The organism is Mesorhizobium sp. WSM4841 (assembly GCF_055811515.1).
The window spans coordinates 273,941-295,849 of the sequence record NZ_JBVVQC010000007.1; the positions used below are offsets into that span (position 1 = coordinate 273,941).

A 21,909-nucleotide genomic window follows, 5' to 3' on the forward strand; every position below is an offset into this window, starting at 1 on the left:
CTCGGCGGCGGGTCGTCGGCGCAATCAGCACCATGGCCAAACTACTAGCATAACTGCCGTCACAAAGCAACGAATAGCTCCCCGATCGCGGTTCTTCTTGCCGGTTCTTTCCCCTCCTCCTCGCACCGTTCGATGCGCACGCAACCCAGAATAGCGCTGGTCAGGCTTGATGCATGTCGCCCAAAAGTGCGCAACGGTTTTGGGACAACGACACGCAAACAACGAGAACTGACGCGCGCCGCGTGACGACGCGCCGCGCTTTAGGTGAAGCCGATGAAATCGTCGGGCGCGGCGCGGCCCATTTCTTCTTCCCAGTGGCGGCGGCAGAGCGAGACATAGACATCCTTGCCGATCGCCACCTGTTCGCCCTGTCTCGCCACCTTGCCGTCCGCGCCGAGGCGCACGACCATCGTCGCCTTACGGCCACAGCGGCAGATGGTGCGCACCTCGCGCAGATCGTCCGATATCGCCAAGAGCGCGCGCGAGCCGGAAAACAGCTTGCCCTGGAAATCCGTGCGCAGGCCGTAGCACATCACCGGGATGTTCAGCCGGTCGGCGATGCGGGCGAGCTGCCACGCCTGCTCCTCCTCGAGAAACTGCGCCTCGTCGACGAAGACGCAATGCACGGTCGTGTGGTCGTGATGCTCGGCGACCCGGGCGAACAGGTCGTCGCCGTTGCGGAACATCTCAGCCTCCGTCTCCAGGCCGATGCGCGACGAGATCAGCCCGGTATCGCCCATGCGGTAGTGGCCGGCGACGAACAGCATCGTCGTCATGCCGCGCTCGCGGTAATTGTACGAGGCCTGCAGCAGCATCGTCGTCTTGCCGGCATTCATTGTCGCGTAGTGGAAGTACAGCTTGGCCATGCAGCCCTTTTAAGCCGAGTTGTCCCGGCGCGGGGAGGGGGCGTCCTCACATTCCACCAGAAAAGCGGCGAACGTGTCGCTGATCGGCCAGCCCGCGCCGTTGGTCGCGATTGTCTTATCGCTTGAAACCGCACCAGAATGGTGTTTGGCTGACGAAACAAGGCGGAGACAAAACCGCAACTTCGCTTCGCCGATAGATCACAATGGGAGAATACATGATGTCGCGTATGAAACTATTCGCCGCCGGCTTCGGTCTGGCGGCATTTCTTTCCGCGGGCGGCGCATTCGCCGCCGAGCCGGAAAGCTGCAAGCCGGTGCGTTTTGCCGATGTCGGCTGGACCGACATCACCGCCACCACCGCTACCGCCAGCGTCATCCTCGAAGCGCTCGGCTACGAACCCGACGTGCAGGTGCTGTCAGTTCCGGTCACCTACACCTCGCTGAAGAACAAGGACGTCGACGTCTTCCTCGGCAATTGGATGCCGACCATGGAAGCCGACATAAAGCCCTATCTCGAAGACAAGTCGGTCGAGACGATCGTGACCAACCTCGAAGGCGCAAAGTATACGCTCGCCGTGCCGCAGCACACCTATGACGCCGGTCTCAAGGATTTCGCTGATATCGCCAAGTTCAAGGACAAGCTCGACAACAAGATTTACGGCATCGAAGCCGGCAATGACGGCAACCGCCTGATCCTCGACATGATCGCCGCCGACAAGTTCGGCCTGAAGGATTTCGAGCTCGTCGAAAGCTCGGAGGCCGGCATGCTGTCGGCGGTGCAGAAGGCGGCCGCATCGGGCGAAGACGTGGTCTTCCTCGGCTGGGAGCCGCATCCGATGAACGCCAACATCAAGATGGCCTATCTGTCGGGCGGCGACGAGGTGTTCGGCCCGAATTTCGGCGGCGCGACCGTCGCCACCAATGTCCGGGCCGGCTACACCACTGAATGCCCGAACGTCGGCGCGCTGCTCAAGAACATGGTGTTCTCGCTCAAGATGGAAAACGAGATCATGGGTGCGATCCTCAATGACGGCGCCGACCCGAGGGCCGCGGCTACCGAATGGCTCAAGGCCAATCCGGACGCGATGACGCCATGGCTCGCCGGTGTGACGACGTTCGACGGCGGCGACGCCGCGGCCGCCGTGAAAACCGCGCTGGGTTCGTAGCAGACTTACACCCTCCCCCTTGCGGGGAGGCGCGGCACGCGCCGCGGTGGGGTGGTGCAGAACGGAGCATAACCGTGACCACCCGCTCCGCTGCGCTGCGCGGTTCGACCCACCCCGCCAGGGGGAGGGTGAAGAAGAAATGAGGGGACATTTGCCATGGATCCGGTTTCGCAACTGATTTCGAGCTTCAAGATCCCGATCGGGCGGTGGGGCAAGACCTTCTTCGACTTCCTGACCACCAATTTCGAGTGGTTTTTCGACAGTATCGCCGACGGGCTCACCGTCGTTCTCGACGGGCTGGTCGATCTTTTGCTGCTCGTCCCGCCGGTTCTCCTGGTTGCCGCCATAGCCGGGCTTGCCTGGTACCTGCAGAAATCATGGAAGCTGGCGCTTGCCGTCGCGCTCGGCCTCCTGTTCATCGTCAACCAGGATCTCTGGCAGGAAACCGTCGAGACGCTGGTGTTGGTCGTGGGCGCCGCTGCGGCCTCCATGGCCATCGGCGTGCCGATCGGCATCTGGGCGGCGCATAACGAGCGTGGCTACCGCTATCTCCAGCCAATCCTCGACCTTATGCAGACTATGCCGACCTTCGTCTACCTGATCCCGGTGCTCATTCTCTTCGGCCTCGGCATCGCTCCCGGCCTCATCGTCACCGTCATCTTCGCCGCTCCTGCGCCGATCCGCCTGACGCATCTCGGCATAACCTCGGTGCCGAAACCGATGATCGAGGCCGGCGAAGCCTTCGGCGCGACAAAACGCCAGCTCCTGTGGAAGGTAGAGCTGCCGGCGGCGCTGCCGACCATCATGGCGGGGCTGACGCAGTGCATCATGCTTTGCCTCTCCATGGTCGTGATCGCTGCGCTCATCGGCGCCAACGGCCTCGGCAAGCCGGTGGTGCGCGCGCTGAACTCGGTCAACATCCCGCTCGGGCTCGAAGCCGGCCTCGCCATCGTCGTGCTCGCCATCATCCTCGACCGCATCAGCCGCATCGGCACGGGAGCCGCCAAATGAGCGCTGCGGTCGATTTCAAGAATGTCGACATCGTCTTCGGCACGGCGCGCAAGGAAGCGCTGGCGCTCGTAGATAGGGGTGCGACGCGTCAGGAAATCCTGGAGAAGACCGGCGCCGTGCTCGGCTGCGCCGGCGCCAATTTGACCGTCAACGAGGGCGAGATTTCCGTCCTGATGGGCCTTTCCGGCTCCGGCAAATCGACGCTGCTCCGCGCCGTCAACTTGCTCAACGTGCCGGCGCGCGGCAACGTCATGGTCAAGGACGGCGACCGCATGATCGATGTCGCGGCCTGCGACGCCGCCACGCTGCGCCACATCCGACAGACGCGGGTCGCCATGGTGTTCCAGCAGTTCGGCCTTCTGCCCTGGCGCACCGTCGCGGAAAATGTCGGCTTCGGCCTAGAGCTTTCCGGCGTGCCCGAAGCCGAGCGCAAGGCGCGCGTCGAGCGCCAGTTGAAGCTCGTCGGCCTCGACCAGTGGGCGTCGAAATACGCCCACGAGCTTTCCGGCGGCATGCAGCAGCGCGTCGGGCTGGCGCGTGCGTTTGCCACCGAAGCGCCGATCCTGCTGATGGATGAGCCGTTCTCGGCGCTCGACCCGCTGATCCGGACCAAGCTGCAGGACGAATTGCTGCAGCTTCAGGCCGAACTGAAGAAGACCATCATCTTCGTCAGCCACGACCTCGAGGAGGCGCTGAAGATCGGCAGCCACATCACCATCATGGAAGGCGGGCGCATCGTGCAAACCGGCGCGCCGGAAGACATCGTGCTGCGCCCCGCCAACGACTATGTCCGCGACTTCATCGCCAATGTGAATCCGCTCTCGGTGCTGACTGCCTGGAACGTGATGCGCGACCGCCGCGACCTCGACCACGGCGAGGACGGCTGGGTGTGGCTCGACCGCCGCAAGACGACGCGTTTCAAGATCGACGAGCACGGGCTGGTGGCGGCGGCCGAGCGCGACGGCAAGCCGGCGTTCTGGGTGTCGTGCGCCGATGTCGAGGCGCAGCCGGAGGAGACGACGCAGGTATTCTGGGCCAATCCCGGCACCTCGCTGAAGACGGTGATGCTGGCCATGCACCGCTCGCAGACCGCACCGGTGGCGCTGTTCGACGACCAGTCGCGCTTCGTCGGCGCCATCGGCGTCAGGGATGTGCTGAGTGCGGTGTTGCGGCGGTAGTTTTTTCTAAACGAAACGGCCCGTATCGTTTCTGCGCGGCTTGGCGGCGGTCCCACATAGGCACGGACTTGTGAACGGCCGCGCCCGCCGGGAAGGCGGTTTGCGGGCGGTCCAAAAATGGACGATCGCTTTTGGCTATGCCAGAATAAACGCGAAATTCTTGCGCACAATTGCCGGTTCCGATGCCTGAGATCGTCACCAAACCCCGCACCAAAACGAAGCCGCAGATCGAACGGCCGAAGCTCTACAAGGTCATCCTCCTCAATGACGATTTCACGCCGCGCGAGTTCGTGGTGACGGTGCTCAAGGGCGAATTCAAGCTGAGCGAAGACCAGGCGCGGCGGGTGATGATCACCGCGCACCAGCGCGGCGTCTGCGTCGTCGCCGTCTTCACCAGGGACGTCGCCGAGACCAAGGCGACACGGGCGACTGATGCCGGCAAGGCCAAGGGCTACCCGCTGATGTTCACGACGGAACCGGAGGAGTAGGGCTGCGCTACCGCCCCTCGCGGTACCACATCGAGCCCAATGCCAGAAGCAGCAGGCCGAGGCCGAGGAACCCGCCGAACAGCGGCACGCGCGAGACGGCCTTCAGCACGCTGTCGTCGGTGGTGCGCAGGCCGATCCAGTCGTTGCCGGCCGCCGCGCCCGAGGAGCGAACCGGGACGACCGAGGGCAGCGTCACGCCGCCGGTGAGATTGCCAAGGGTCGATGATTGCGCCAGCCGGCGCACGCTGCCGCCGGTGGCCTCGACCGGCGCTTTCAGCCGGTTCTCGGTGGAGACGACGTCGGTGAATTCCGGCGCATTGACCGGGCCGACATGGGCAAGCGCCTTCAGGTCGCCATTGCCGACCTGGTAGAGGCCGATCTCGCTGGTTTCGATGCTGCCCAGGAAGACGCCGGGTTCGGCTCTCTCTAGCTTGACGGTCATCGCCTTGCCGGACGGGGTGATGATCTGCGCCGGGCCGGGATCGTCGCTCATCGTCTGGCGGCGGATTTCCAGCATCATGCCGCGGCCGTCGGCGGTCAGCCGCTCCTCCTCGAGTTCGGGCTCCTTCATCAGCCAGTGGGCGATGCGGCGATAGAGCTGGACATGCGGGCCGCCACCCTCGAAGCCGCGCGCCCACAACCAGCCCTGGTCGGACAAGAACATGCCGACGCGGCCTTCGCCTTTGCGGTCGAGCAGGAGCAGCGGTCGGTTGTCCGCCCCCTTCATCACCGCCTCGCCCTCAGGGTTCTCGACGCCGATGGTGCGGAACCAGCGGCTCCAGTGCGGCGGCTCGGTGGCGGAGCCGTCGAGCCCGCGCGTCACCGGATGGCGCTGGCCGAGCTCGGTGAGGCGCGGATAGAAGGCCTTGTCGACGACTTCGCCGGTCGGCATCGCCGGCAGCGCCGAGATCAAAGGCGTGCGGGCGATAGAGCTTTCGCCGGCATATTCGGGCCCTGCCGCGATCAGCAGCGCGCCGCCCTTTTCGACATATTCGGCGATGTAGTCGTAGTAGAGGATCGGCAGCACGTCGCGATGCTGATAGCGGTCGAAGATGATCAGGTCGAAATCCTTGATCTTCTCGACGAACAGCTCGCGCGTCGGGAAGGCGATCAGCGACAATTCGTTGATCGGCGTGCCGTCCTGCTTTTCCGGCGGCCGCAGAATGGTGAAGTGGACCAGATCGACCGAGGCGTCGGATTTCAGAAGGTTGCGCCAGGTGCGCTCACCGGCATGCGGCTCACCGGAAACAAGCAGCACGCGCAAATTCTCGCGGATGCCATCGATCAGCGCGATGGCGCGGTTGTTGGTGTCGGTGAGTTCGTCGGGCTCGGGGTCGATGGCGAGTTCGACGATGTTGCGGCCGGCGCCGGGAATGGTCACTTGCAGCGGCATAGCCTGGCCGATGGTGGCGCGCTCGACCGAAACCTGCTCGCCATTGACCGAGACGCGCACATCGATCGAGCCGGTCTCGTTGTTGGTGCCGATGACGCGATAGGTCATTTCGAGCGGCTTGCCGACCAAACCGAAGCGCGGCGCATTCTCGAAGCGGATGCGGCGATCCTTTTCCTGGTCGTTGCCGGTGATCAGCGCGTGCAGCGGGGCGTTGAAGTCGGGCGTGCCGCCGGGGGCGTCATGCACCTCGCCATCGGTGATCATGATGGCGCCGCCGATGCGCGAAGGCGGCACGTCGCGGAAAGCGCTTTCAAGCGCGCCGAAAAGCCGCGTCTCGGTGCGCTCCTCGGCGGCTTCCGACTTGCCGGCCTCGACGACGCGGACGTCGAACTGCTTGAAGCGGCCGAGGCGCTGCTGAACCCCGGCCAGCGCCTCGTCGGTCTGCTTGGTGCGCTCGCCAATGTCCTGGCTCTGGCTGCGGTCGACGACAACGGCGACGACGCTTTTCAGCGCCTCGCGCTCTTCGTCGAGCAACACCGGGTTGAGCAGGGCCGCAGCCAGCGCCAGCAGGGCGGCAAATCGGAAGATCGCGCCGCGCTGGCGAAACCACAGACCGACCAATGCCAGCAGCAACAGCGGCGCCAGCACCAGGCCAAGCAGCGGCCACGAGACGAGCGGTTCGAAGGCGAGCGACAAGTTCATGGCTTACTGCCCCAGCCGTTCGAGCAGCACCGGCACATGCACCTGATCGGATTTGTAGTTGCCGGTCAGCATGTACATCATGATGTTGACGCCGGCGCGCAGCGCATAAATGCGCTGCATCGGGTCCGACGGCACGGTCGGCAAAAGCGGGTCGCCATTCTCGTCGACCGCCCAGGCGCCGGCGAAATCATTGGCGGTGATCATGATCGGCGAGACGCCGTCGCCGGTGCGTACCGGGCGGTTCTCGGTGTTGCTGGCTTCGAGCGACGCCGCGACCCAGAGCGGTCCGCCGGCGAAGCGTCCGGGAAACTCAGGCAGGATGTAGAAGGATTTGGTCAGCACATGGTCCGACGGCACCGGCTCCAGCGCCGGCACGTTGAGGTTGCCGAGGATGTCGCGCAGCCGCTCCGTCGCCGGGCTGGCCGAATCCGCGCCGATGCCGGTGGCGAACTGGTCGCGCGTGTCGAACAGCACCGTGCCGCCCTGCTGCATATAGGCGTCGACGCGGGCGATCGCGGCCTGGCTCGGCATCGGCGCGGCAGGATCGATCGGCCAGTAGATCAGCGGATAGAAGGCAAGCTGGTCCTTCGAGATATCGACGCTGGCTGGCGCCCCCGGCTCGAGCGCGGTCTTCTCGATCAAGAAGCGGGTCAGGCCCTCCAGCCCGGCTTGGCTGATCGAATCGACACTCCGTTCGCCGGTCTGCACATAGGCGATCCGGGTCTTCGAAATGTCCTCGATCGCCCGTTCGTCGCCAGGTTTGGCATCGTCGGCGCGGGCGATGTCGGTGTGGCCGACCAGGGCGCCGAGCGCAATCAGCAGGGCGGCGGTGGTCGCAGCAGCCGTGCCGGCGCGGCGTGGCCGGCGCGAGAACAGGCCGCCCATCCAGAACACGGCCAGCGTGTCGAGCACCATCAGCAAGAGAGCTGCCGCAACCAGCGGGCCCTTCAAATTGTGCGATTCGTCGAAGGCGTACTGGATGGTGGTGACCGGCACGGTGATCTGAGGACGGACCAGCGGTGCGAAGCTGCTTTCGGCATTGAGCAGATTGTGGGCGAGGACGCCGGTTTCGGAGCCGTACAGGCCGGGCGGGTTGTCGAACGTCACCGGCAGCGGGCCGGCACCCGGCACCAGCGGCCGTGCATCCGGGGTCGGCGGCACAAGCGTGCCGTCGGCTGATATCATGCGGTAGGGCGCCAGCGAGGCGGCTGCGGCTTCGGCATTGGCGACCGCCGCGCCCTGGTTGCGCGACAATTGCACGATGCGCCGCAGCATCTCGACGAAGCTGCCGGAGATCGGCAGGTTCGACCAGGTCGCCTCCGGCGTGACATGGAACAGGACGAGCGTGCCCTTGCCCTTCTTCATCCCGGTCACCAGCGGCGTGCCGTCGGCAAGCGTGGCCCAGGTGCGCTCGACGATATCGGGCGTCGGCTCGGCCAGCACCTGCCTGGTGACGGTGACCTCGGCGGGCGGAGCGAGGTCGGCGAAGGGACCGGTCTTCGTGAAATCGGTGACCGGCTGCGGCGTCGTCCACGACAGCGCGCCGCCGAGCGAGCGCTCGCCGGTGCGCAGCCTGACCGGCAGCAGGTCGTCGTCATTGCCGGCGGCGACCAGCCGCGAGCCGGCGAACCGCACCAGCGTGCCGCCATTGTCGACCCAGTCGACCAGCCTTTGCCGCACCTGCTGCGGAATGGTGCCGACATCGGCCATGACGATCATTGCCGGCTTCTGGTCGAGGAGCTGCGGGATGGCATCGGCAAGGTCGGCGCTCGACGGCTCAGTCAGATCGGCGAAGGGCTGCAGCGCGCGGCGGATATAGTACAGCGGCGACAAAAGCGGCTGCGCCTGGTCGGCCTCGGCCTGCGACAGCAGCCCGACGCGGCGGCGCTTGGAATTCTCGTCGAGCACGCGGACGGCGCCGGCCTGCCGCTGGCCGTCGAGCGCGATCGAGGCGAAGTCGTTGCGCAGTTCGAACGGCACCGCCATGGTGCCGGTGGCGGTGGATTCGCCCGGTGAGAAGGTCAGCGTGGCGTCGGCGATACGGCGGCCCTTGTCGTCGAAGGCGCCGGCGGTCACCTGAGCCGGCGCCGGATCGCCCGGCGCGCGGATGGCGGTCAGCTCGAAGCCGTCGACCAGGTTGTCGGCGCCGGTCAGGCCGATCAGGCCAGGCCGGTCGGAGGCGGCCCAGACGACACGGGCGGCGTTTTTCGATAAAAGCGTGTTGAAGGCGGCCTCGTCGCCTTCCGCCGCCAGACCGTCGGCGAGCACGGCAACGCTGGCGCCCGGCAAGGTCTCCAGGGTTGCCGCGACGCGAGCGTAGACGGCAGGGCGGTCGGTCGGGATCGGCCGCGGCTTTGCCGCGCGCAGCCGGTCGAGCGCGGTGGCGGCGTCGAAGGGACCGATCTCGGCATTCGGCTTCTCGGCGGTGAAGGCGATGATGACGGGCACGTCGTTGGAGCTGGCATCGGTGATCAGCCGTTCGGCAGTGGCGACGCGCTGGCCCCAGTCGGCGGCACTTGCCCAGTCATTGTCGATGACCAGCGCAAGAGCGGCGCCCTCGGCCGGCAGTCTTTCACGCGGGTTGAAGACAGGTTCGGCAAGCGCCGCAACGATGAGGGCCGCCATCAGCAGCCTGAGCAGCGTCAGCCACCACGGGCTCTGTTGCGGCGTCTCCTCGCGCTTCAGCACGCGGGCCAGGATCTTCAGCGGCGGGAAGATCTCGGTCTGCGGCTTGGGCGGGGTGAACCGCAACAGCCACCAGATCACCGGCAGCGCCAGAAGGCCCCACAGCACCATCGGTGCCCCGAAGGATAGCGGCAGCCAGCTCACGCGCGGATCCTCCCGGCTGAGCTGCCATCGACGGTCATCGCCATGTGGACACGCACCAGCGCATCGGAGGCAAGGCGGTCGGTGTGGTTGACGGTGAAGCTCCAGCCGAGCCGCTTGCACCAGTCGGTCAGTTCCTGACGCCGGGCGATGTAAAGCAGTCGGTATTCATCGCCCAGCGTTTCGGCACGGCCGGCAGTCAGCTTGTCGCCGGTCTCGGGATCGGTGAACTCGGTGCGGCCGGCATAGGGGAATCTCTCCTCGGCCGGGTCGGCGACCTCGATCAGATGGGCACGCACGCCGTGGCGGGCGAGCACGTCGAGCCAGGCGATGGTGTCCTCGACCGGATCGAGGAAGTCGCTGACGATGACGATGTCGCAGAAGCGGCGAATAGCGGATAGGTCGGGCTTCACCGGCAATTCGCCGGCATGGGTGAGTTGCGCCGCGATGCGCTCGGCGCCGTTGCGGGCGGTGAACGGATCGGTCAGCCCGGGCCAGGCGATGCGCTCGCCGCTGCGCGACAGAAGCTCGGCCATGGCCAGCGCCAGCACCAGCGCGCGGGATTCCTTCGAGACGGTGGCGCCGGTGGATTTGTAGAGCATGGAAGGCGAGGGGTCGGCCCACAGCCACACCGTATGGGCAGCCTCCCATTCGCGGTCGCGCACGTAGATGTGGTCGTCGCGGGCCGAGCGGCGCCAGTCGATACGCGAGGAGTCGCCCTCGACATAGGGCCGGAACTGCCAGAAATTCTCGCCGATGCCGCGCTTGCGGCGGCCGTGCCAGCCGGCGATCACCGTGTTGACGATGCGGCGCGCCTCGACCAGCAGGTCCGGCACCAGCGACGCCCGCAACCGGCCGCGGGCGAGCGCGTCACGCGTCGCCGCCGGTGCCTGGGCCTCGCCTATACGCGCCATCAGATGCCTTTTGCCAGTTTCGCCACCACGTCGCGCACGGTCGTGCCCTCGGCACGGGCGGCAAAGGTCAGCGCCATGCGGTGCTGCAGCACCGGCTCGGCCAGCGCTCTGATATCGTCGATCGACGGCGCCAGCCGTCCATCATAGAGGGCGCGGGCGCGGGCGCATAGCGTCAGCGACTGGCTGGCGCGCGGCCCCGGGCCCCAGGCGACGTGCTTGTCAGTCTCGGCATTGCCCTGGCCAGGGCGCGCCGAGCGCACCAGCTGGAGGATCGCCTCGACGACGCTTTCCGGCACCGGCATGCGGCGAATGAGAGTCTGGATCTCCTTCAGCCGCGCCGGCTGCAGCACGTTCTGCGCCTTGGCGTCCTCGATACCGGTGGTCTCCAGAAGGATGCGGCGCTCCGCCTCGATTTCCGGATAGAGGATGTCGACCTGCATCAGGAAACGGTCGAGCTGCGCCTCGGGCAGCGGATAGGTGCCCTCCTGCTCCAGCGGGTTCTGCGTCGCCAGCACGTGGAAGGGCGCCGGCAGGTCGTGGCGGACGCCGGCAATGGTGACGTGGTATTCCTGCATCGACTGCAGCAGCGCCGACTGGGTGCGCGGCGAGGCGCGGTTGATCTCGTCGGCCATCAGCAGCTGCGCGAAGATCGGCCCGGAGATGAAGCGGAAGGAGCGCTTGCCGAATTCGTCCTGCTCCATCACCTCGGAGCCGAGAATATCGGACGGCATCAGGTCGGGCGTGAACTGGATGCGGCGGGAATCGAGGCCGAGCACGATGCCCAGCGTTTCGACCAGCTTGGTCTTGGCGAGGCCGGGCACGCCGACCAGCAGCGCATGACCGCCGGCCAACAGCGCCACCAACGTGCGTTCGACGACGCTTTCCTGGCCGAAGATGACGCGGCCGACGCCCTCGCGAACCCTGGAAATGTCGGCCAGCGCCGTCTCGGCCTGGGCGATCATGTCCTTTTCGCTGATCGGGCTTTCCTTGATCATCACGCTCATGCAGCATCGATCCTTCTCGTTGGAAATGCCGGCTTGCACCTAAGACGCCACAGAGTGCCGCGATTCGGCCTCGCGTGGCGCCTGTCTTTGAACTTAAATCACTGACTTATGCTGACAAGCGGAACAACAGTGACTATTTCGTGACCATGACAGAACGCGCCGAAGATCGTGAAGGAAGTTTGACGACCGCGACCGAGGCGCGCGGACTGGAGGCGCTGATCTCGCGTGCCGCCCGCGCGGGCAAGGGGCCGGCCCCAGTAGAGCGCTGGAACCCGGCTTTTTGCGGCGATCTCGACATGGAGATCAGACAGGACGGCACCTGGTTCTACCAGGGCACGCCGATCGGCCGCATGCCGCTGGTGCAACTGTTTTCCTCCGTGCTGCGCAAGGACGAAGACGGCAAGACCTATCTGGTGACGCCGGTGGAAAGGGTCGGCATCCGCGTCGTCGATGCGCCTTTCATCGCCGTCGAGATGGATGTTTGCGGCACCGGCGATGGCCAAGTCGTCACCTTTCGCACCAATGTCGGAGATGTGGTCGAGGCCGGGCCGGAGCATCCGCTGCGCTTCGTCGACGAGGAGGCGACCGGCGGCCTGAAACCCTATGTGCTGGTGCGCGGACGGCTGGAGGCGCTGGTGGCGCGGCCGGTGATGTATGAACTGGTCGAGCATGGCCAGGAGATCGAGGTCGGCGGCAGAAGGATGTTTGCCGTCCGCTCGAAGGGCGCGGTTTATCCGATAATGCCGGCGGAAAAACTGCAGCGGCTGAGCGCATGAGAGGGCAGCGCAAGATGGACCGGGGCAAGATGGACCGGAGCATGATGGACCAGGTGATGCTATGGACCAGGTGACGCCGGCGCCGTTTTCCGCCGCGGATTTTCGCGCCCGCGTCGCGGCGCAGCCGCTGGCGCATGCCGCCGACGATTATGGCGACCATCGCTTCAACCCCGGCCATCCGCGTTTGAAGCTCGCAAAGGCGCTGCGCGATGCCGCGGTGCTGATCCCGGTGGTCGATCACGGACGCGACGCCACGGTTCTGCTGACCAAGCGGGCGGAAAAGCTGCGCAACCATTCGGGGCAGGTGGCCTTTCCCGGCGGCACGATCGACCCGAGCGATGCGAGCCCGGAGGCGGCGGCCTTGCGCGAGACATTCGAGGAGATCGGTCTTGGCCGGGACCGCATCGAGATCATCGGCCGCATGCCCGATTATGTCTCCGGCAGCGGCTACCGGATCGCCCCGGTGCTGGCAATAGTGCGGCCGGGTTTTTCACTGACGCTGAATTCCGAGGAGGTCGACGCCGTCTTCGAAGTGCCGCTGCGCTTCCTGATGGATCCGGCCAACCACGGCCGCGACAGCCGGATGTGGAACGACCTCGAATGGGTCTTCTACGAGATGCCCTATGCCGGCCAGCGCATCTGGGGCGTCACCGCCGGCATCATCCGCACGCTCTATGAAAGGCTCTATACGTGAGCGGCCGGATGTCGCTCGCGGGCAAAGCCGAGTGGCTCGGCGAACGGCACCTGCAGCGCCTGCTGGCGGCGCTGGCGGCTGGCGGCGAGGAGGCGCGTGTCGCCGGCGGTGCGGTGCGCAATGCGCTCATCGGCCAGCCGGTCGCCGACGTCGATATCGCCACCACGACCGTGCCCGATGAGACCATCCGCCGCGCCGAGGCGGCGGGCTTCAAGGCCGTGCCGACCGGCATCGAGCACGGCACCATCACGATTGTCGCCGGCGGGAAGCCGTTCGAGGTGACCACGCTGCGTGCCGACATCGAGACCGACGGACGGCGGGCCAAGGTGTCGTTCGGACGCGACTGGAAGGCCGACGCGGAACGGCGCGATTTCACCATCAACGCGCTCTATGCCGAGGCCGACGGGACGATCGTCGACCTGGTCGGCGGCGTCGCCGACCTCGAGGCGCGCCGGCTGCGCTTCATCGGCGATCCGGAGGCGCGCATCCGCGAGGATTATCTGCGCATCCTGCGCTTTTTCCGCTTCTTCGCCTGGTATGGCGACGGCCGGCCGGATGCCGAAGGGCTGAAGGCCTGCGCCCGGCTTAAGGAGGGGCTCGGCCAACTCTCGGTCGAGCGCGTCTGGTCCGAGCTGAAGAAGCTGCTGTCGGCCCCCGATCCATCGCGCGCTTTGCTGTGGATGCGCCAGGCCAGCGTGCTCACCAGCGTTCTGCCGGAGAGCGAGAAATGGGGCATCGATGCGATCCATGCGCTGACCAAGGCCGAGAAGGATCTAGGCTGGACGCCGGACCCGCTGCTCAGGCTGGAAGCGATCGTGCCGCCGGACGCCGCGCGGCTGAAGATGCTCGCTGAGCGGCTGAGATTCTCGGTCAGCGATGCCGGCCGTCTGAGGCAGTGGGCGCTGACAGCGCCTGTCGAGCCGAAGACGACCGAAGCCGAACTCGCAAAACGGCTCTATCGTGGCGATCACCAGGGCCTTGTCGATCGCTTACGGCTGTCGCTCGCTTCCGCTCGAGCCCGCGCCGTCGAGGACAATGACGCGCTGCTCGAAGCCGGCGGCTTCTCGCGCCTGCTGGCCTTCACCGGAAAGTGGAAAAAGCCCGTTTTTCCGCTCAAGGGCGCCGATCTGACGACGCTTGGCGCGTCGCCCGGACCGAAACTCGGCGCAACCTTGAAGAACCTCGAAAACGAGTGGATCGAGTCCGGCTTTGCGCTGGATCGCGGCGCGCTCCTCAAGCGCGCCGCAGAAGCATTCGAAAGTTAGGCAAAAGTCAGGCCGCGTCGCGGGGTTTTTCGATGCGCGAACGGATGGCTTCGATCATCGTCTCGCGGATGATCGTCTCGCCATGCGTCTCGCGCATGTGCTCGACCGCACGACGCATGACCTCGGCTTCCTCTTCGGCGCGCGTATGCCAGTCACAACCCGGAACGAGCGAGCCGCAGTGGAATTCTTTCATCGGATTTCTCCCTTTTCCTCCCCGGAGCGCCGCCCATTTGCTTGAACGCGGAAGCTCCAGCACCTTTGATGGACGCATGATCCCTGTCTGAAACCGGGTGTCGGTATTCGGGTCATGCGCTGGCCGAGCAAGCATAACACGGTCGAATGGTTTTGGTTGCCGCAAAGACCGAAAAGGCGGAGCATCGCTGCTCCGCCCTCTTAACACTACCCCGGAGGCAAGACCTCGTCTTGCTCCAGCGGGCAGGCGATCACTTCATGATCCTGACTGCCTCGGCAATTTTGTGCTTGCCGCTCATGTCCCAGGAAACGCGGACCTTTTCGCCGGCCTTCAGGCCAGGATTCTTGAAGGCCTTGGGCAGCGTAAAGGTAGATCCGTTATCCAGAACAAGGCTCATGGCCGTTCCATCATAGGTCTTGACCGTGCCCGTGGTGTGCTTGACCGCTGCGAAGGCAGCGCCACCAGAGGCAAGAACGGCGGCAGCCGCAACCGACATAATAAGCTTGCGCATGGCATGCTCTCCTGGAAAATGAGGGCACCATTTTGGGAAGGTGCCCCACTCAATCATGGGCCGTCCGGTCGCGTCGCGTCGCGGTTCTAGGGAGGATGAACCGCCGGCGTTTCCCGGCCCGGAACGAAAAATAGCCCTGTTTTTTCAAGTGGATATTAGACGAAAAAGATATTCTGCGCGCCACATTCGCCGCCAAAATCAAACGATTTGGACCTCATTGCGGCTCACGTCCGACTCACCGAGATTTTACGGCCATTTCACTTCCGGCGGCAGGCTGGACAGGATCGAGGCGACGTTGCCGCCGGTCTTCAGTCCGAAGATGGTGCCGCGATCGTGAAGCAAGTTGAATTCGACATAGCGGCCGCGGCGAATGAGCTGTTCTTCACGGTCGCCGTCGGTCCAGTTGTCGTTGAAATTGGCCCGCACGATATGTCCGTAGACGACGAGAAAAGATCGCCCGACATCCTGGACGAAGTTGAAATCGGCGTTCCAGCCGCCTTTGTCCTCACCCGAATGCAGCCAATCGAAGAAGATGCCGCCGGTGCCGCGCGGTTCGTCGCGGTGCGGCAGATAGAAATACTCATCGCACCAGGCCTTGAATTTCGCGTGGTCGGCGACGCCGGCGTTCTTCTCGCAGGCGAATCGCATGGCCCGGTGGAAGGCAATCGTGTCCGGGTCATCCTGGGTGCGGCGACGATCGAGCACCGGCGTCAGGTCGGCGCCGCCGCCGAACCACTGGCGCGAGGTGACGACCATGCGCGTGTTCATGTGCACGGCCGGCACGTTGGGGTTCCACGGATGAGCAATCAGCGAAATGCCGCTCGCCCAGAAGCGCGGGTCTTCCTCGGCGCCCGGCATCTGCTTCCTGAACTCCGGCGAGAACTCGCCATAGACGGTGGAGGTGTGGACGCCGACCTTCTCGAAGACGCGGCCACGCATCATTGACATGATGCCGCCGCCGCCCTTGCCGGCGTCGCGCTCCCACGGAGTCTTTTCGAAGCGGCCGGCCGACCATGAGGCCTGCGGCCCCTGCAGGTCCTGCTCGATCTGCTCGAAGGCGGCGCAGATGCGCTCGCGCAACGTCTCGAACCACAGCCGCGCCTTCCTCTTCTTCTGTTCGATATCGGCCGGCAGCCCCGCCGCTATTTCGGGTCGTTGCAAATGCTGTCTCCGGTTGTGGGGCGCGTGCCCCGACAAATGACTCGTCTTTTCCGGCCGCGATCCCTAATCTCTTAGGTGCAAGGGTCAAGTGTGAATGGAGTTCTTTCGTGCGCACCCCGGCAAGACCGCCGCTGGATGGCCTGAAGAAGAGGCTCGACCGTTCGCGCGCCGAGCGCGCGCGCATGCCGCGCGACGGGTTCCTGCGCGAGACCTTCGTCCTGCCGCGTTCCGATGCGCGGCTCAAGGCGAAGGAGTGGTTCGAACGCTTTCCCAAGCAGGCCTATTGGACCGAGATCGAAAGCTGGTTCGAGCGGCCGGGCGACGTCATCGAATTCACGATCAGGCGATTGCCCGCGGCGGATTAGCGAGCGACCAACAGCCGCCTTGCGCCCGGGCCTTGGGCGCTCAATCGGTCTTCCTTGTTCCGCAGCGGGCATTTGTCGATCGACATGCAGCCGCAGCCGATGCAGTCGGTCAGCCCGTCGCGCAGCTTCTTCAGCTGGGCAATCTTGCGATCGAGCTGGTCGCGCCAGGCCGTTGAAAGCAGGTTCCAGTCCTCGCGCGTCGGCGTGCGGCCGTCAGGCAGCGATTCCAGTGCGGCACCTATCTCGGCCAGCGAGATGCCGACCTCTTGCGCGATCCTGATGATCGCCACACGTCGCAGCACGTCGCGGCCGTAGCGTCGCTGATTGCCTGATGTGCGGTGGCTGCGGATCAGTCCGCGCGCCTCGTAGAAATGCAGCGCCGATACCGCCACCCCGCTCCGCTTGGCCACCTGGCCGACCGTCAGTTCCGTCACCGCCATTCGAATTTTCCGCTTGACCTCAAGTTAAGTTGAGCTTGTAACGAAGAAACCTTGACATGCAAACCGCAGGAGAAGGCGATGTGCGCCTGGGTGAGAATGACAAGGGAGGGTGCGGTCATTGGCCAAGAAGCAGTCGTCGGCCAGAAAGCGGCTATAATCGCTGCGCCCACTGAGGGTCTGCAAATCCTATCCGAGTTGCCGGATCGCCTCGCCGGCCACCATGGCGACGGAAAGCGCGACGTTGATGCTGCGCGTGCCCGGCTGCATCGGGATGATCAGTCGCGCATCCGCCGCCTCGTGGACAGGATCCGGCACACCTGCGGATTCACGGCCGAACAAAAGAATGTCGGCGTCGGTGAAGGCGAAATCGGTGTAGGCGGTCGCGGCTCTGGTCGACAGCAGCACCAGCCGCCGCGCTTCGCCTCTGCGCCAGTTCTCGAAGGCGTGCCAGTCGACATGCCGGGTCAGAGCCGCCATTTCGAGATAGTCCATGCCGGCCCGTTTCAGCGCCCGGTCGGAGAGCGGGAAGCCGGCCGGTTCGATGATGTCGACGCCGAGACCGAGGCAAGCCGCGAAGCGCAGGATTGTCCCGGTATTGCCGGCGATATCCGGCTGGTAGAGCGCGATGCGGAGACGGTCGTTCATTTCCACGCCATTTTGATCCGTGGCAGATCGGCCACAGGGGTCGCGCGGTTTTGGAAATTGCTGGACTGGCGGGTGGTCATTTTCTGCGAAGTCGGTTATACGCCGGGCATTGTCAACCCGAACCGATGGAGGGGTAATTCATGATGATCATGCACATCCAACGCCCCTCATGTGGGCTTACCAGCCTGCCGGCGGTTTCGGTACGACGATTCTCCTGACGCTTTAGACTTCGATCGCACCGATTCTTAGCCGAAACCTTTTTCGGCCTTCGAAGGAATCCTGCGATGTTTTTCAAGCTGTCGAAGGGGCTGAACGCCCCACCTGAACACGCCTCTGTTCAATCCCTGCCTTTCGCCGGCCATTCGCCTGCGAACAGGCCGGACTTTTTCCCGTATTTTCACATGGAGGACGGACCGATGTTCGATCCCTGCAAAATTCCCGGTTCAAGAAGCCTGCACGAGCGCAGGATGGCGACCTGGGCGCTTTTGATCGGCGAAACCTATTCGTCTGCGGCTCACGCCGAGACCCGCCGGCGCCCGCATCGCGGCATGCTGCCGGACGTCGATTTCTCGCGCGCGGTTCCCGACCGCAGCCGGCCGTCGCTGGTGCGCCGGATCATCAGGCTGATCCGGCCTGGCGCAGAGACCGTCGCGACACTCCGGGTTGTCGACACAGCGCTGTCAGGATCGTCAAACGAGCCTGTCGGCGAAAAGCCCGCGACAACCTATATTGCGCGAAGCAGGACCGGCGGCCCGGGTGATTCCGGCACGCCGGTCTTTGACGCTACGCGCTCCAAGGATGCCACGCGCTCCGCGCCGCGTGAGCGAAAACAAGCACATGAGTACCAAGACAATGTTCCGCTGGTTTGAAACAAGGCTCGATCCGTTCCCTGCCGAGGAGCCGGTCGAGCCGCCGAAGACGCTGATCGCCTTCTGCGTGCACTATACGCGCGGTGCCTGGCCCTACATCGCGATCGATGCGATGCTGGTGACGGCTATCGCCCTTGCCGAGGTGTGGATGTTCGGCTTCATGGGCCGGATCGTCGACTGGCTGTCGGCGCAGAACCGCGAGACATTCCTGCAGACCGAGGGCTGGAAGCTCGCGGGCATGGCTTTCATCGTGGTGTTCGCGCTGCCGGCGACGGTCTGGTTTCGTTTGCTCCTCAGCCAGCAGACGCTGATGGGCAATTATCCGATGCGTATCCGCTGGCAGGTGCATCGCTACCTGCTCAAGCAGTCGATGAGCTTCTATCAGGACGAGTTCGCCGGGCGCATCGCGACCAAGCTGATGCAGACCGCGCTCGCCGTGCGTGAGTGCGTCATCAAGCTCATCGACGTGCTCAATTATGTCGTCGTCTATTTCCTCGGCATGCTGTTCATCGTCGGCTCGGCCGACTGGCGGCTGGCGGCACCGCTTGCCGTCTGGCTTGCCGGCTATGTCTTGCTCTTGCGCAATTTCATCCCGCGATTGGGCAAGGTCGGCGAGGAGCAGGCCAACGCGCGCTCGACCATGACCGGCCGCGTCGTCGACAGCTACTCCAACATCCAGACGGTCAAGCTGTTCTCGCATGCGCGCCGCGAGGCGTCCTTCGCCCGGGAAGGGATGGCCGGCTTTCTCGATACGGTCTACCGGTCGATGCGGCTGGTGACGCAGCTCTACGGCCTGCTCTACATGCTGAATTCGCTGCTGTTGTTCTCGGTGACCGCGATCTCGCTGTGGCTGTGGCTCGGCCAGGCGGTGACGATCGGCGCCGTCGCCCTGGTCATCGGCCTCGTTCTTCGGCTGTGGGGCATGTCGCAATGGATCATGTGGGAGATGTCCACCCTGTTTGAGAATATCGGCACGGTGCAGGACGGCATCAGCTCGATCTCGCTGCCGCGTGTCGTCGAAGACAGGCCTGGCGCCAAGGACATTGCCGTGACCAAGGGCGAGATCCGTTTCGAGGACATCCGCTTCCACTACGGCAAGCAGAAGGGTGTGATCGAGAGCCTGTCGCTGACGGTGAAACCGGGCGAAAAGGTCGGCATCGTCGGCCGCTCGGGGGCCGGCAAGTCGACGCTGGTCAACCTTCTGTTGCGCTTCTACGACCTTGAAAACGGCAAGATCCTGATCGATCGCCAGGAAATCGCGGCGGTGACGCAGGATTCGCTGCGCGCCCAGATCGCCATGGTCACGCAGGACACCTCGCTGCTGCATCGTTCGGTGCGCGAGAACATCCTTTATGGCCGGCCGGACGCCAGCAACGAGATGCTGGTCGAGGCAGCACGCCGCGCCGAGGCACTTGATTTCATATCAAGGCTTTCGGACGCCAGTGGCCGCACGGGTTTCGATGCGCATGTAGGCGATCGCGGCGTCAAATTGTCCGGTGGCCAGCGGCAACGCATTGCCATTGCCCGCGTTATGCTGAAGGACGCGCCGATCCTCATTCTCGACGAAGCGACGTCTGCGCTTGATTCCGAGGCCGAGGCCGCCATCCAGGAGAACCTCTACCAGCTCATGCAAGGCAAGACCGTCATCGCCATCGCGCACCGGCTCTCGACCATCGCGGCGATGGACCGGCTCGTCGTCATGGACAAGGGCCGCATCATCGAGGAAGGTTCGCATGAGCAACTCGTCGCCGGCGGCGGGCTCTATGCGCAGCTTTGGCAGCGCCAATCGGGCGGCTTCCTGCTCGACGACGGTGCCGCCGCCAACGATGCCATCGCTAGGGGTCAAGCAGCAGAATGATGGGCAGCAGAATGATGGCAGCAGAATGATGATTGCCGTCTATCGCTGGTTCGAGAACTGGGTCTATCCGTTCAGGGAGCCCGCGGGGCTTCGGCCACCGGTCAGCGTCAGGGGTTTCCTCTGGCACTATGTCGGCCAGGCGAAGGTCGCCTTCTTCGCCATGCTGGTCATCGGCGGTATTGCGCCGCTGGTCGAGGCTGGACTGTTCTACTTCGTCGGGAGGCTGGTCGACATTCTCGACCAGCTCCCCGGCGAGCGCAGCTGGGATGCGCTGTGGACTGCCGCCGGTCCCGAACTTGTCTTCATGGCCGCCGTGGTGCTGGTCGTCCGCACCATCGTCGTCGGCCTGGCGGCGCTGGTCGACGAGCAGACCATCACCCCCGGCTTCTACAATCTGGTGCGCTGGCAGGCGCACCGTCATGTCTCGCGCCAGTCCTACGCCTTCTTCCAGAACGATTTCGCCGGCCGCATCGCGACCAAGGTCTGGCAGGCGGGGCAGGCGACCGGCGATTTGATGGAAAGCTTCATCGCGGTCGTCTGGTTCATGGTCGTCTATACGGTGACGACGCTGGTGCTGGTCGCCGGCCTCGATTTGCGGCTGGCGGTGCTGGTGGTGATCTGGATCACCGCCTTCGGCTGGCTGGCCAACCGCTATCTGCCGGCGATACGCAAGCATGCCGAGGAAACCGCCGAGGCCGGTTCGATGATCACCGGCCGCATCGTCGATTCCTATTCGAACGTGCAGACGCTGAAGTTGTTCTCCGCCGACGGCGACGATCGCTACATCAGGAGCGGCTTCGATATCTATCTCGAAGCGCTGCGCCCGTTCACCCGCAGGCTGACCGGCGTGCGCATGGCGCTGACGACGCTGTCGGGGATCATGATCACCGCGATCGCCTGTTTTGCCGTCTATCTCTGGCTCGAAGGCTCGATCACCGTCGGCGCCGTCGCCTTCACGCTGTCGCTGGTGCTGCGGCTCAACATGCTGCTCGGCCGGCTGATGATGCAGCTCAACGGCATCCTGCGGAATCTCGGCGTGCTGGAGAACTCCAAGGCGCTGATCTCGCAGCCGCTCGGCCTGACCGACGCACCTGACGCCAGGGAGCTTGTCGTCGCCGGCGGCCGCATCGACGTGAAACAGGTCGAGTTCCACTACGGCAAGGGGTTCGGCGTGCTCAATGGAATCGACCTTGTCGTGCGGCCGGGCGAGAAGGTCGGGCTGGTCGGGCCGTCGGGCGCCGGCAAGACGACGCTGGCCAATCTGATCCTGCGCCTCTACGACGTCGAGGCCGGCAAGATCACCATCGACGGCCAGGATGTTTCAAAGGTGACGCAGGATTCGCTGCGCGCCAATATCGGCGTGGTCAGCCAGGATACTGCGCTTTTCCACCGCTCGCTTCGCGACAACATCAAGCTCGGCATGCCGGACGCGACCGACGCCGAGGTGGTCGCGGCCGCGAAGAAGGCCGAGGCGCACGACTTCATCCTCGACTTGCGCGACAATCGTGATCGCCAGGGCTACGAGGCCTTTGTCGGCGAGCGCGGCGTGAAATTGTCTGGCGGCCAGCGCCAGCGCGTGGCGAT

At 64.9% G+C, this 21,909-nt stretch carries 21 protein-coding genes; 11 read left to right on the plus strand and 10 right to left on the minus strand.

Annotated features, from left to right (window positions below; genetic code table 11):
• Positions 1 to 260: 260 nt before the first annotated feature.
• A complete protein-coding gene (locus tag AC0L14_RS11640) occupies positions 261 to 866 on the minus strand; it encodes a thymidine kinase (protein ID WP_473749520.1) in 606 nt (201 codons plus the stop codon).
• Positions 867 to 1,084: 218 nt separating this feature from the next.
• On the opposite strand from AC0L14_RS11640, the gene AC0L14_RS11645 reads away from it, so the two are divergent.
• The 4 genes from AC0L14_RS11645 to clpS all read left to right on the plus strand — a co-directional run bounded on the left by AC0L14_RS11645 (position 1,085) and on the right by clpS (position 4,709).
• Positions 1,085 to 2,032 carry a choline ABC transporter substrate-binding protein gene (locus AC0L14_RS11645; RefSeq protein WP_473486877.1) on the plus strand — a complete coding sequence of 316 codons (948 nt, stop codon included), beginning with the start codon at positions 1,085 to 1,087 and terminating at the stop codon, positions 2,030 to 2,032.
• A 156-nt stretch (positions 2,033 to 2,188) separates the two neighbouring features.
• Positions 2,189 to 3,043, plus strand: a complete 855-nt coding sequence (gene choW / locus AC0L14_RS11650; protein ID WP_095494431.1) for a choline ABC transporter permease subunit — start codon at positions 2,189 to 2,191, stop codon at positions 3,041 to 3,043.
• On the plus strand, positions 3,040 to 4,221 hold the full coding sequence (gene choV, locus AC0L14_RS11655; protein WP_473527668.1) for a choline ABC transporter ATP-binding protein: 1,182 nt from the start codon (positions 3,040 to 3,042) through the stop codon (positions 4,219 to 4,221). The genes choW and choV overlap by 4 nt, the downstream gene beginning before the upstream one ends.
• Positions 4,222 to 4,403: 182 nt before the next feature.
• Positions 4,404 to 4,709 (plus strand): ATP-dependent Clp protease adapter ClpS, encoded by a 306-nt coding sequence (gene clpS / locus AC0L14_RS11660; RefSeq protein WP_029349886.1) that lies wholly within the window; start codon positions 4,404 to 4,406, stop codon positions 4,707 to 4,709.
• 7 nt (positions 4,710 to 4,716) lie between these two features.
• On the opposite strand, the gene AC0L14_RS11665 is transcribed toward clpS, so the two are convergent.
• The 4 genes from AC0L14_RS11665 to AC0L14_RS11680 are packed head-to-tail and all read right to left on the minus strand — an operon-like array spanning position 4,717 to position 11,548.
• Positions 4,717 to 6,804, minus strand: coding sequence for a hypothetical protein (locus AC0L14_RS11665; RefSeq protein WP_473749523.1), 2,088 nt, complete (start codon positions 6,802 to 6,804; stop codon positions 4,717 to 4,719).
• Positions 6,805 to 6,807: 3 nt separating this feature from the next.
• Positions 6,808 to 9,633 (minus strand): DUF4159 domain-containing protein, encoded by a 2,826-nt coding sequence (locus AC0L14_RS11670; protein WP_473486817.1) that lies wholly within the window; start codon positions 9,631 to 9,633, stop codon positions 6,808 to 6,810.
• Positions 9,630 to 10,544, minus strand: coding sequence for a DUF58 domain-containing protein (locus AC0L14_RS11675; RefSeq protein ID WP_123149372.1), 915 nt, complete (start codon positions 10,542 to 10,544; stop codon positions 9,630 to 9,632). Before AC0L14_RS11675 ends, AC0L14_RS11670 begins: the two co-directional genes overlap by 4 nt.
• On the minus strand, positions 10,544 to 11,548 hold the full coding sequence (locus AC0L14_RS11680; protein ID WP_027151026.1) for an AAA family ATPase: 1,005 nt from the start codon (positions 11,546 to 11,548) through the stop codon (positions 10,544 to 10,546). Before AC0L14_RS11680 ends, AC0L14_RS11675 begins: the two co-directional genes overlap by 1 nt.
• A gap of 146 nt (positions 11,549 to 11,694) precedes the next feature.
• Between AC0L14_RS11680 and AC0L14_RS11685 the strand changes: the two genes are divergently transcribed.
• The 3 genes from AC0L14_RS11685 to AC0L14_RS11695 all read left to right on the plus strand — a co-directional run bounded on the left by AC0L14_RS11685 (position 11,695) and on the right by AC0L14_RS11695 (position 14,283).
• Positions 11,695 to 12,324 (plus strand): DUF1285 domain-containing protein, encoded by a 630-nt coding sequence (locus AC0L14_RS11685; protein WP_473749540.1) that lies wholly within the window; start codon positions 11,695 to 11,697, stop codon positions 12,322 to 12,324.
• Positions 12,325 to 12,385: 61 nt separating this feature from the next.
• Positions 12,386 to 13,018, plus strand: coding sequence for a CoA pyrophosphatase (locus AC0L14_RS11690; protein WP_473749524.1), 633 nt, complete (start codon positions 12,386 to 12,388; stop codon positions 13,016 to 13,018).
• 8 nt (positions 13,019 to 13,026) lie between these two features.
• Complete coding sequence (locus AC0L14_RS11695; RefSeq protein ID WP_473749525.1) at positions 13,027 to 14,283, plus strand: CCA tRNA nucleotidyltransferase; 1,257 nt, start codon at positions 13,027 to 13,029, stop codon at positions 14,281 to 14,283.
• A 7-nt stretch (positions 14,284 to 14,290) separates the two neighbouring features.
• Here the strand turns inward: AC0L14_RS11695 and AC0L14_RS11700 are convergent, their stop codons facing one another.
• The 3 genes from AC0L14_RS11700 to hemF form a co-directional block, all read right to left on the minus strand.
• Positions 14,291 to 14,476 carry a DUF1059 domain-containing protein gene (locus tag AC0L14_RS11700; protein ID WP_473486812.1) on the minus strand — a complete coding sequence of 62 codons (186 nt, stop codon included), beginning with the start codon at positions 14,474 to 14,476 and terminating at the stop codon, positions 14,291 to 14,293.
• Positions 14,477 to 14,726: 250 nt separating this feature from the next.
• On the minus strand, positions 14,727 to 14,987 hold the full coding sequence (locus AC0L14_RS11705) for a DUF1344 domain-containing protein (RefSeq protein WP_123149376.1): 261 nt from the start codon (positions 14,985 to 14,987) through the stop codon (positions 14,727 to 14,729).
• A gap of 246 nt (positions 14,988 to 15,233) precedes the next feature.
• Positions 15,234 to 16,148 (minus strand): oxygen-dependent coproporphyrinogen oxidase, encoded by a 915-nt coding sequence (gene hemF, locus AC0L14_RS11710; protein WP_473749528.1) that lies wholly within the window; start codon positions 16,146 to 16,148, stop codon positions 15,234 to 15,236.
• A 107-nt stretch (positions 16,149 to 16,255) separates the two neighbouring features.
• Here hemF and AC0L14_RS11715 point away from each other — a divergent pair, with 107 nt between their 5' ends.
• Positions 16,256 to 16,513 carry a hypothetical protein gene (locus AC0L14_RS11715; protein WP_192356034.1) on the plus strand — a complete coding sequence of 86 codons (258 nt, stop codon included), beginning with the start codon at positions 16,256 to 16,258 and terminating at the stop codon, positions 16,511 to 16,513.
• On the opposite strand, the gene soxR is transcribed toward AC0L14_RS11715, so the two are convergent.
• Both soxR and AC0L14_RS11725 read right to left on the minus strand, forming a co-directional pair.
• The gene (gene soxR, locus AC0L14_RS11720; protein WP_473749529.1) at positions 16,510 to 16,953 is read right to left on the minus strand and encodes a redox-sensitive transcriptional activator SoxR; all 444 of its coding nucleotides are present in this window, start codon (positions 16,951 to 16,953) and stop codon (positions 16,510 to 16,512) included. The genes AC0L14_RS11715 and soxR overlap by 4 nt on opposite strands.
• Before the next feature lie 186 nt (positions 16,954 to 17,139).
• Positions 17,140 to 17,598: a tRNA (cytidine(34)-2'-O)-methyltransferase gene (locus AC0L14_RS11725; RefSeq protein WP_473527677.1), complete on the minus strand. Its 459-nt coding sequence runs from the start codon at positions 17,596 to 17,598 to the stop codon at positions 17,140 to 17,142.
• Between the two features lie 284 nt (positions 17,599 to 17,882).
• Here AC0L14_RS11725 and AC0L14_RS11730 point away from each other — a divergent pair, with 284 nt between their 5' ends.
• The 3 genes from AC0L14_RS11730 to AC0L14_RS11740 all read left to right on the plus strand — a co-directional run.
• Positions 17,883 to 18,467 (plus strand): hypothetical protein, encoded by a 585-nt coding sequence (locus AC0L14_RS11730; RefSeq protein WP_473749531.1) that lies wholly within the window; start codon positions 17,883 to 17,885, stop codon positions 18,465 to 18,467.
• Entirely contained in the window at positions 18,451 to 20,325 is a 1,875-nt protein-coding gene (locus AC0L14_RS11735) for an ABC transporter ATP-binding protein (RefSeq protein ID WP_473749542.1), read from the plus strand. The genes AC0L14_RS11730 and AC0L14_RS11735 overlap by 17 nt, the downstream gene beginning before the upstream one ends.
• Before the next feature lie 25 nt (positions 20,326 to 20,350).
• Positions 20,351 to 21,909 (plus strand): ABC transporter ATP-binding protein (locus AC0L14_RS11740; protein ID WP_473749533.1); only part of this gene is annotated, 1,559 nt, incomplete at its 3' end.

Coding starts and splice junctions, on each gene's coding strand:
- AC0L14_RS11640 (WP_473749520.1), bottom strand. CDS start 866: ATGGCCAAGCTGTACTTCCACTACGCGACAATGAATGCCGGCAAGACG.
- AC0L14_RS11645 (WP_473486877.1), top strand. CDS start 1,085: ATGTCGCGTATGAAACTATTCGCCGCCGGCTTCGGTCTGGCGGCATTT.
- choW (WP_095494431.1), top strand. CDS start 2,189: ATGGATCCGGTTTCGCAACTGATTTCGAGCTTCAAGATCCCGATCGGG.
- choV (WP_473527668.1), top strand. CDS start 3,040: ATGAGCGCTGCGGTCGATTTCAAGAATGTCGACATCGTCTTCGGCACG.
- clpS (WP_029349886.1), top strand. CDS start 4,404: ATGCCTGAGATCGTCACCAAACCCCGCACCAAAACGAAGCCGCAGATC.
- AC0L14_RS11665 (WP_473749523.1), bottom strand. CDS start 6,804: ATGAACTTGTCGCTCGCCTTCGAACCGCTCGTCTCGTGGCCGCTGCTT.
- AC0L14_RS11675 (WP_123149372.1), bottom strand. CDS start 10,544: ATGGCGCGTATAGGCGAGGCCCAGGCACCGGCGGCGACGCGTGACGCG.
- AC0L14_RS11680 (WP_027151026.1), bottom strand. CDS start 11,548: ATGAGCGTGATGATCAAGGAAAGCCCGATCAGCGAAAAGGACATGATC.
- AC0L14_RS11685 (WP_473749540.1), top strand. CDS start 11,695: ATGACAGAACGCGCCGAAGATCGTGAAGGAAGTTTGACGACCGCGACC.
- AC0L14_RS11690 (WP_473749524.1), top strand. CDS start 12,386: ATGGACCAGGTGACGCCGGCGCCGTTTTCCGCCGCGGATTTTCGCGCC.
- AC0L14_RS11695 (WP_473749525.1), top strand. CDS start 13,027: ATGTCGCTCGCGGGCAAAGCCGAGTGGCTCGGCGAACGGCACCTGCAG.
- AC0L14_RS11700 (WP_473486812.1), bottom strand. CDS start 14,476: ATGAAAGAATTCCACTGCGGCTCGCTCGTTCCGGGTTGTGACTGGCAT.
- AC0L14_RS11705 (WP_123149376.1), bottom strand. CDS start 14,987: ATGCGCAAGCTTATTATGTCGGTTGCGGCTGCCGCCGTTCTTGCCTCT.
- soxR (WP_473749529.1), bottom strand. CDS start 16,953: ATGGCGGTGACGGAACTGACGGTCGGCCAGGTGGCCAAGCGGAGCGGG.
- AC0L14_RS11725 (WP_473527677.1), bottom strand. CDS start 17,598: ATGAACGACCGTCTCCGCATCGCGCTCTACCAGCCGGATATCGCCGGC.
- AC0L14_RS11730 (WP_473749531.1), top strand. CDS start 17,883: ATGTTTTTCAAGCTGTCGAAGGGGCTGAACGCCCCACCTGAACACGCC.
- AC0L14_RS11735 (WP_473749542.1), top strand. CDS start 18,451: ATGTTCCGCTGGTTTGAAACAAGGCTCGATCCGTTCCCTGCCGAGGAG.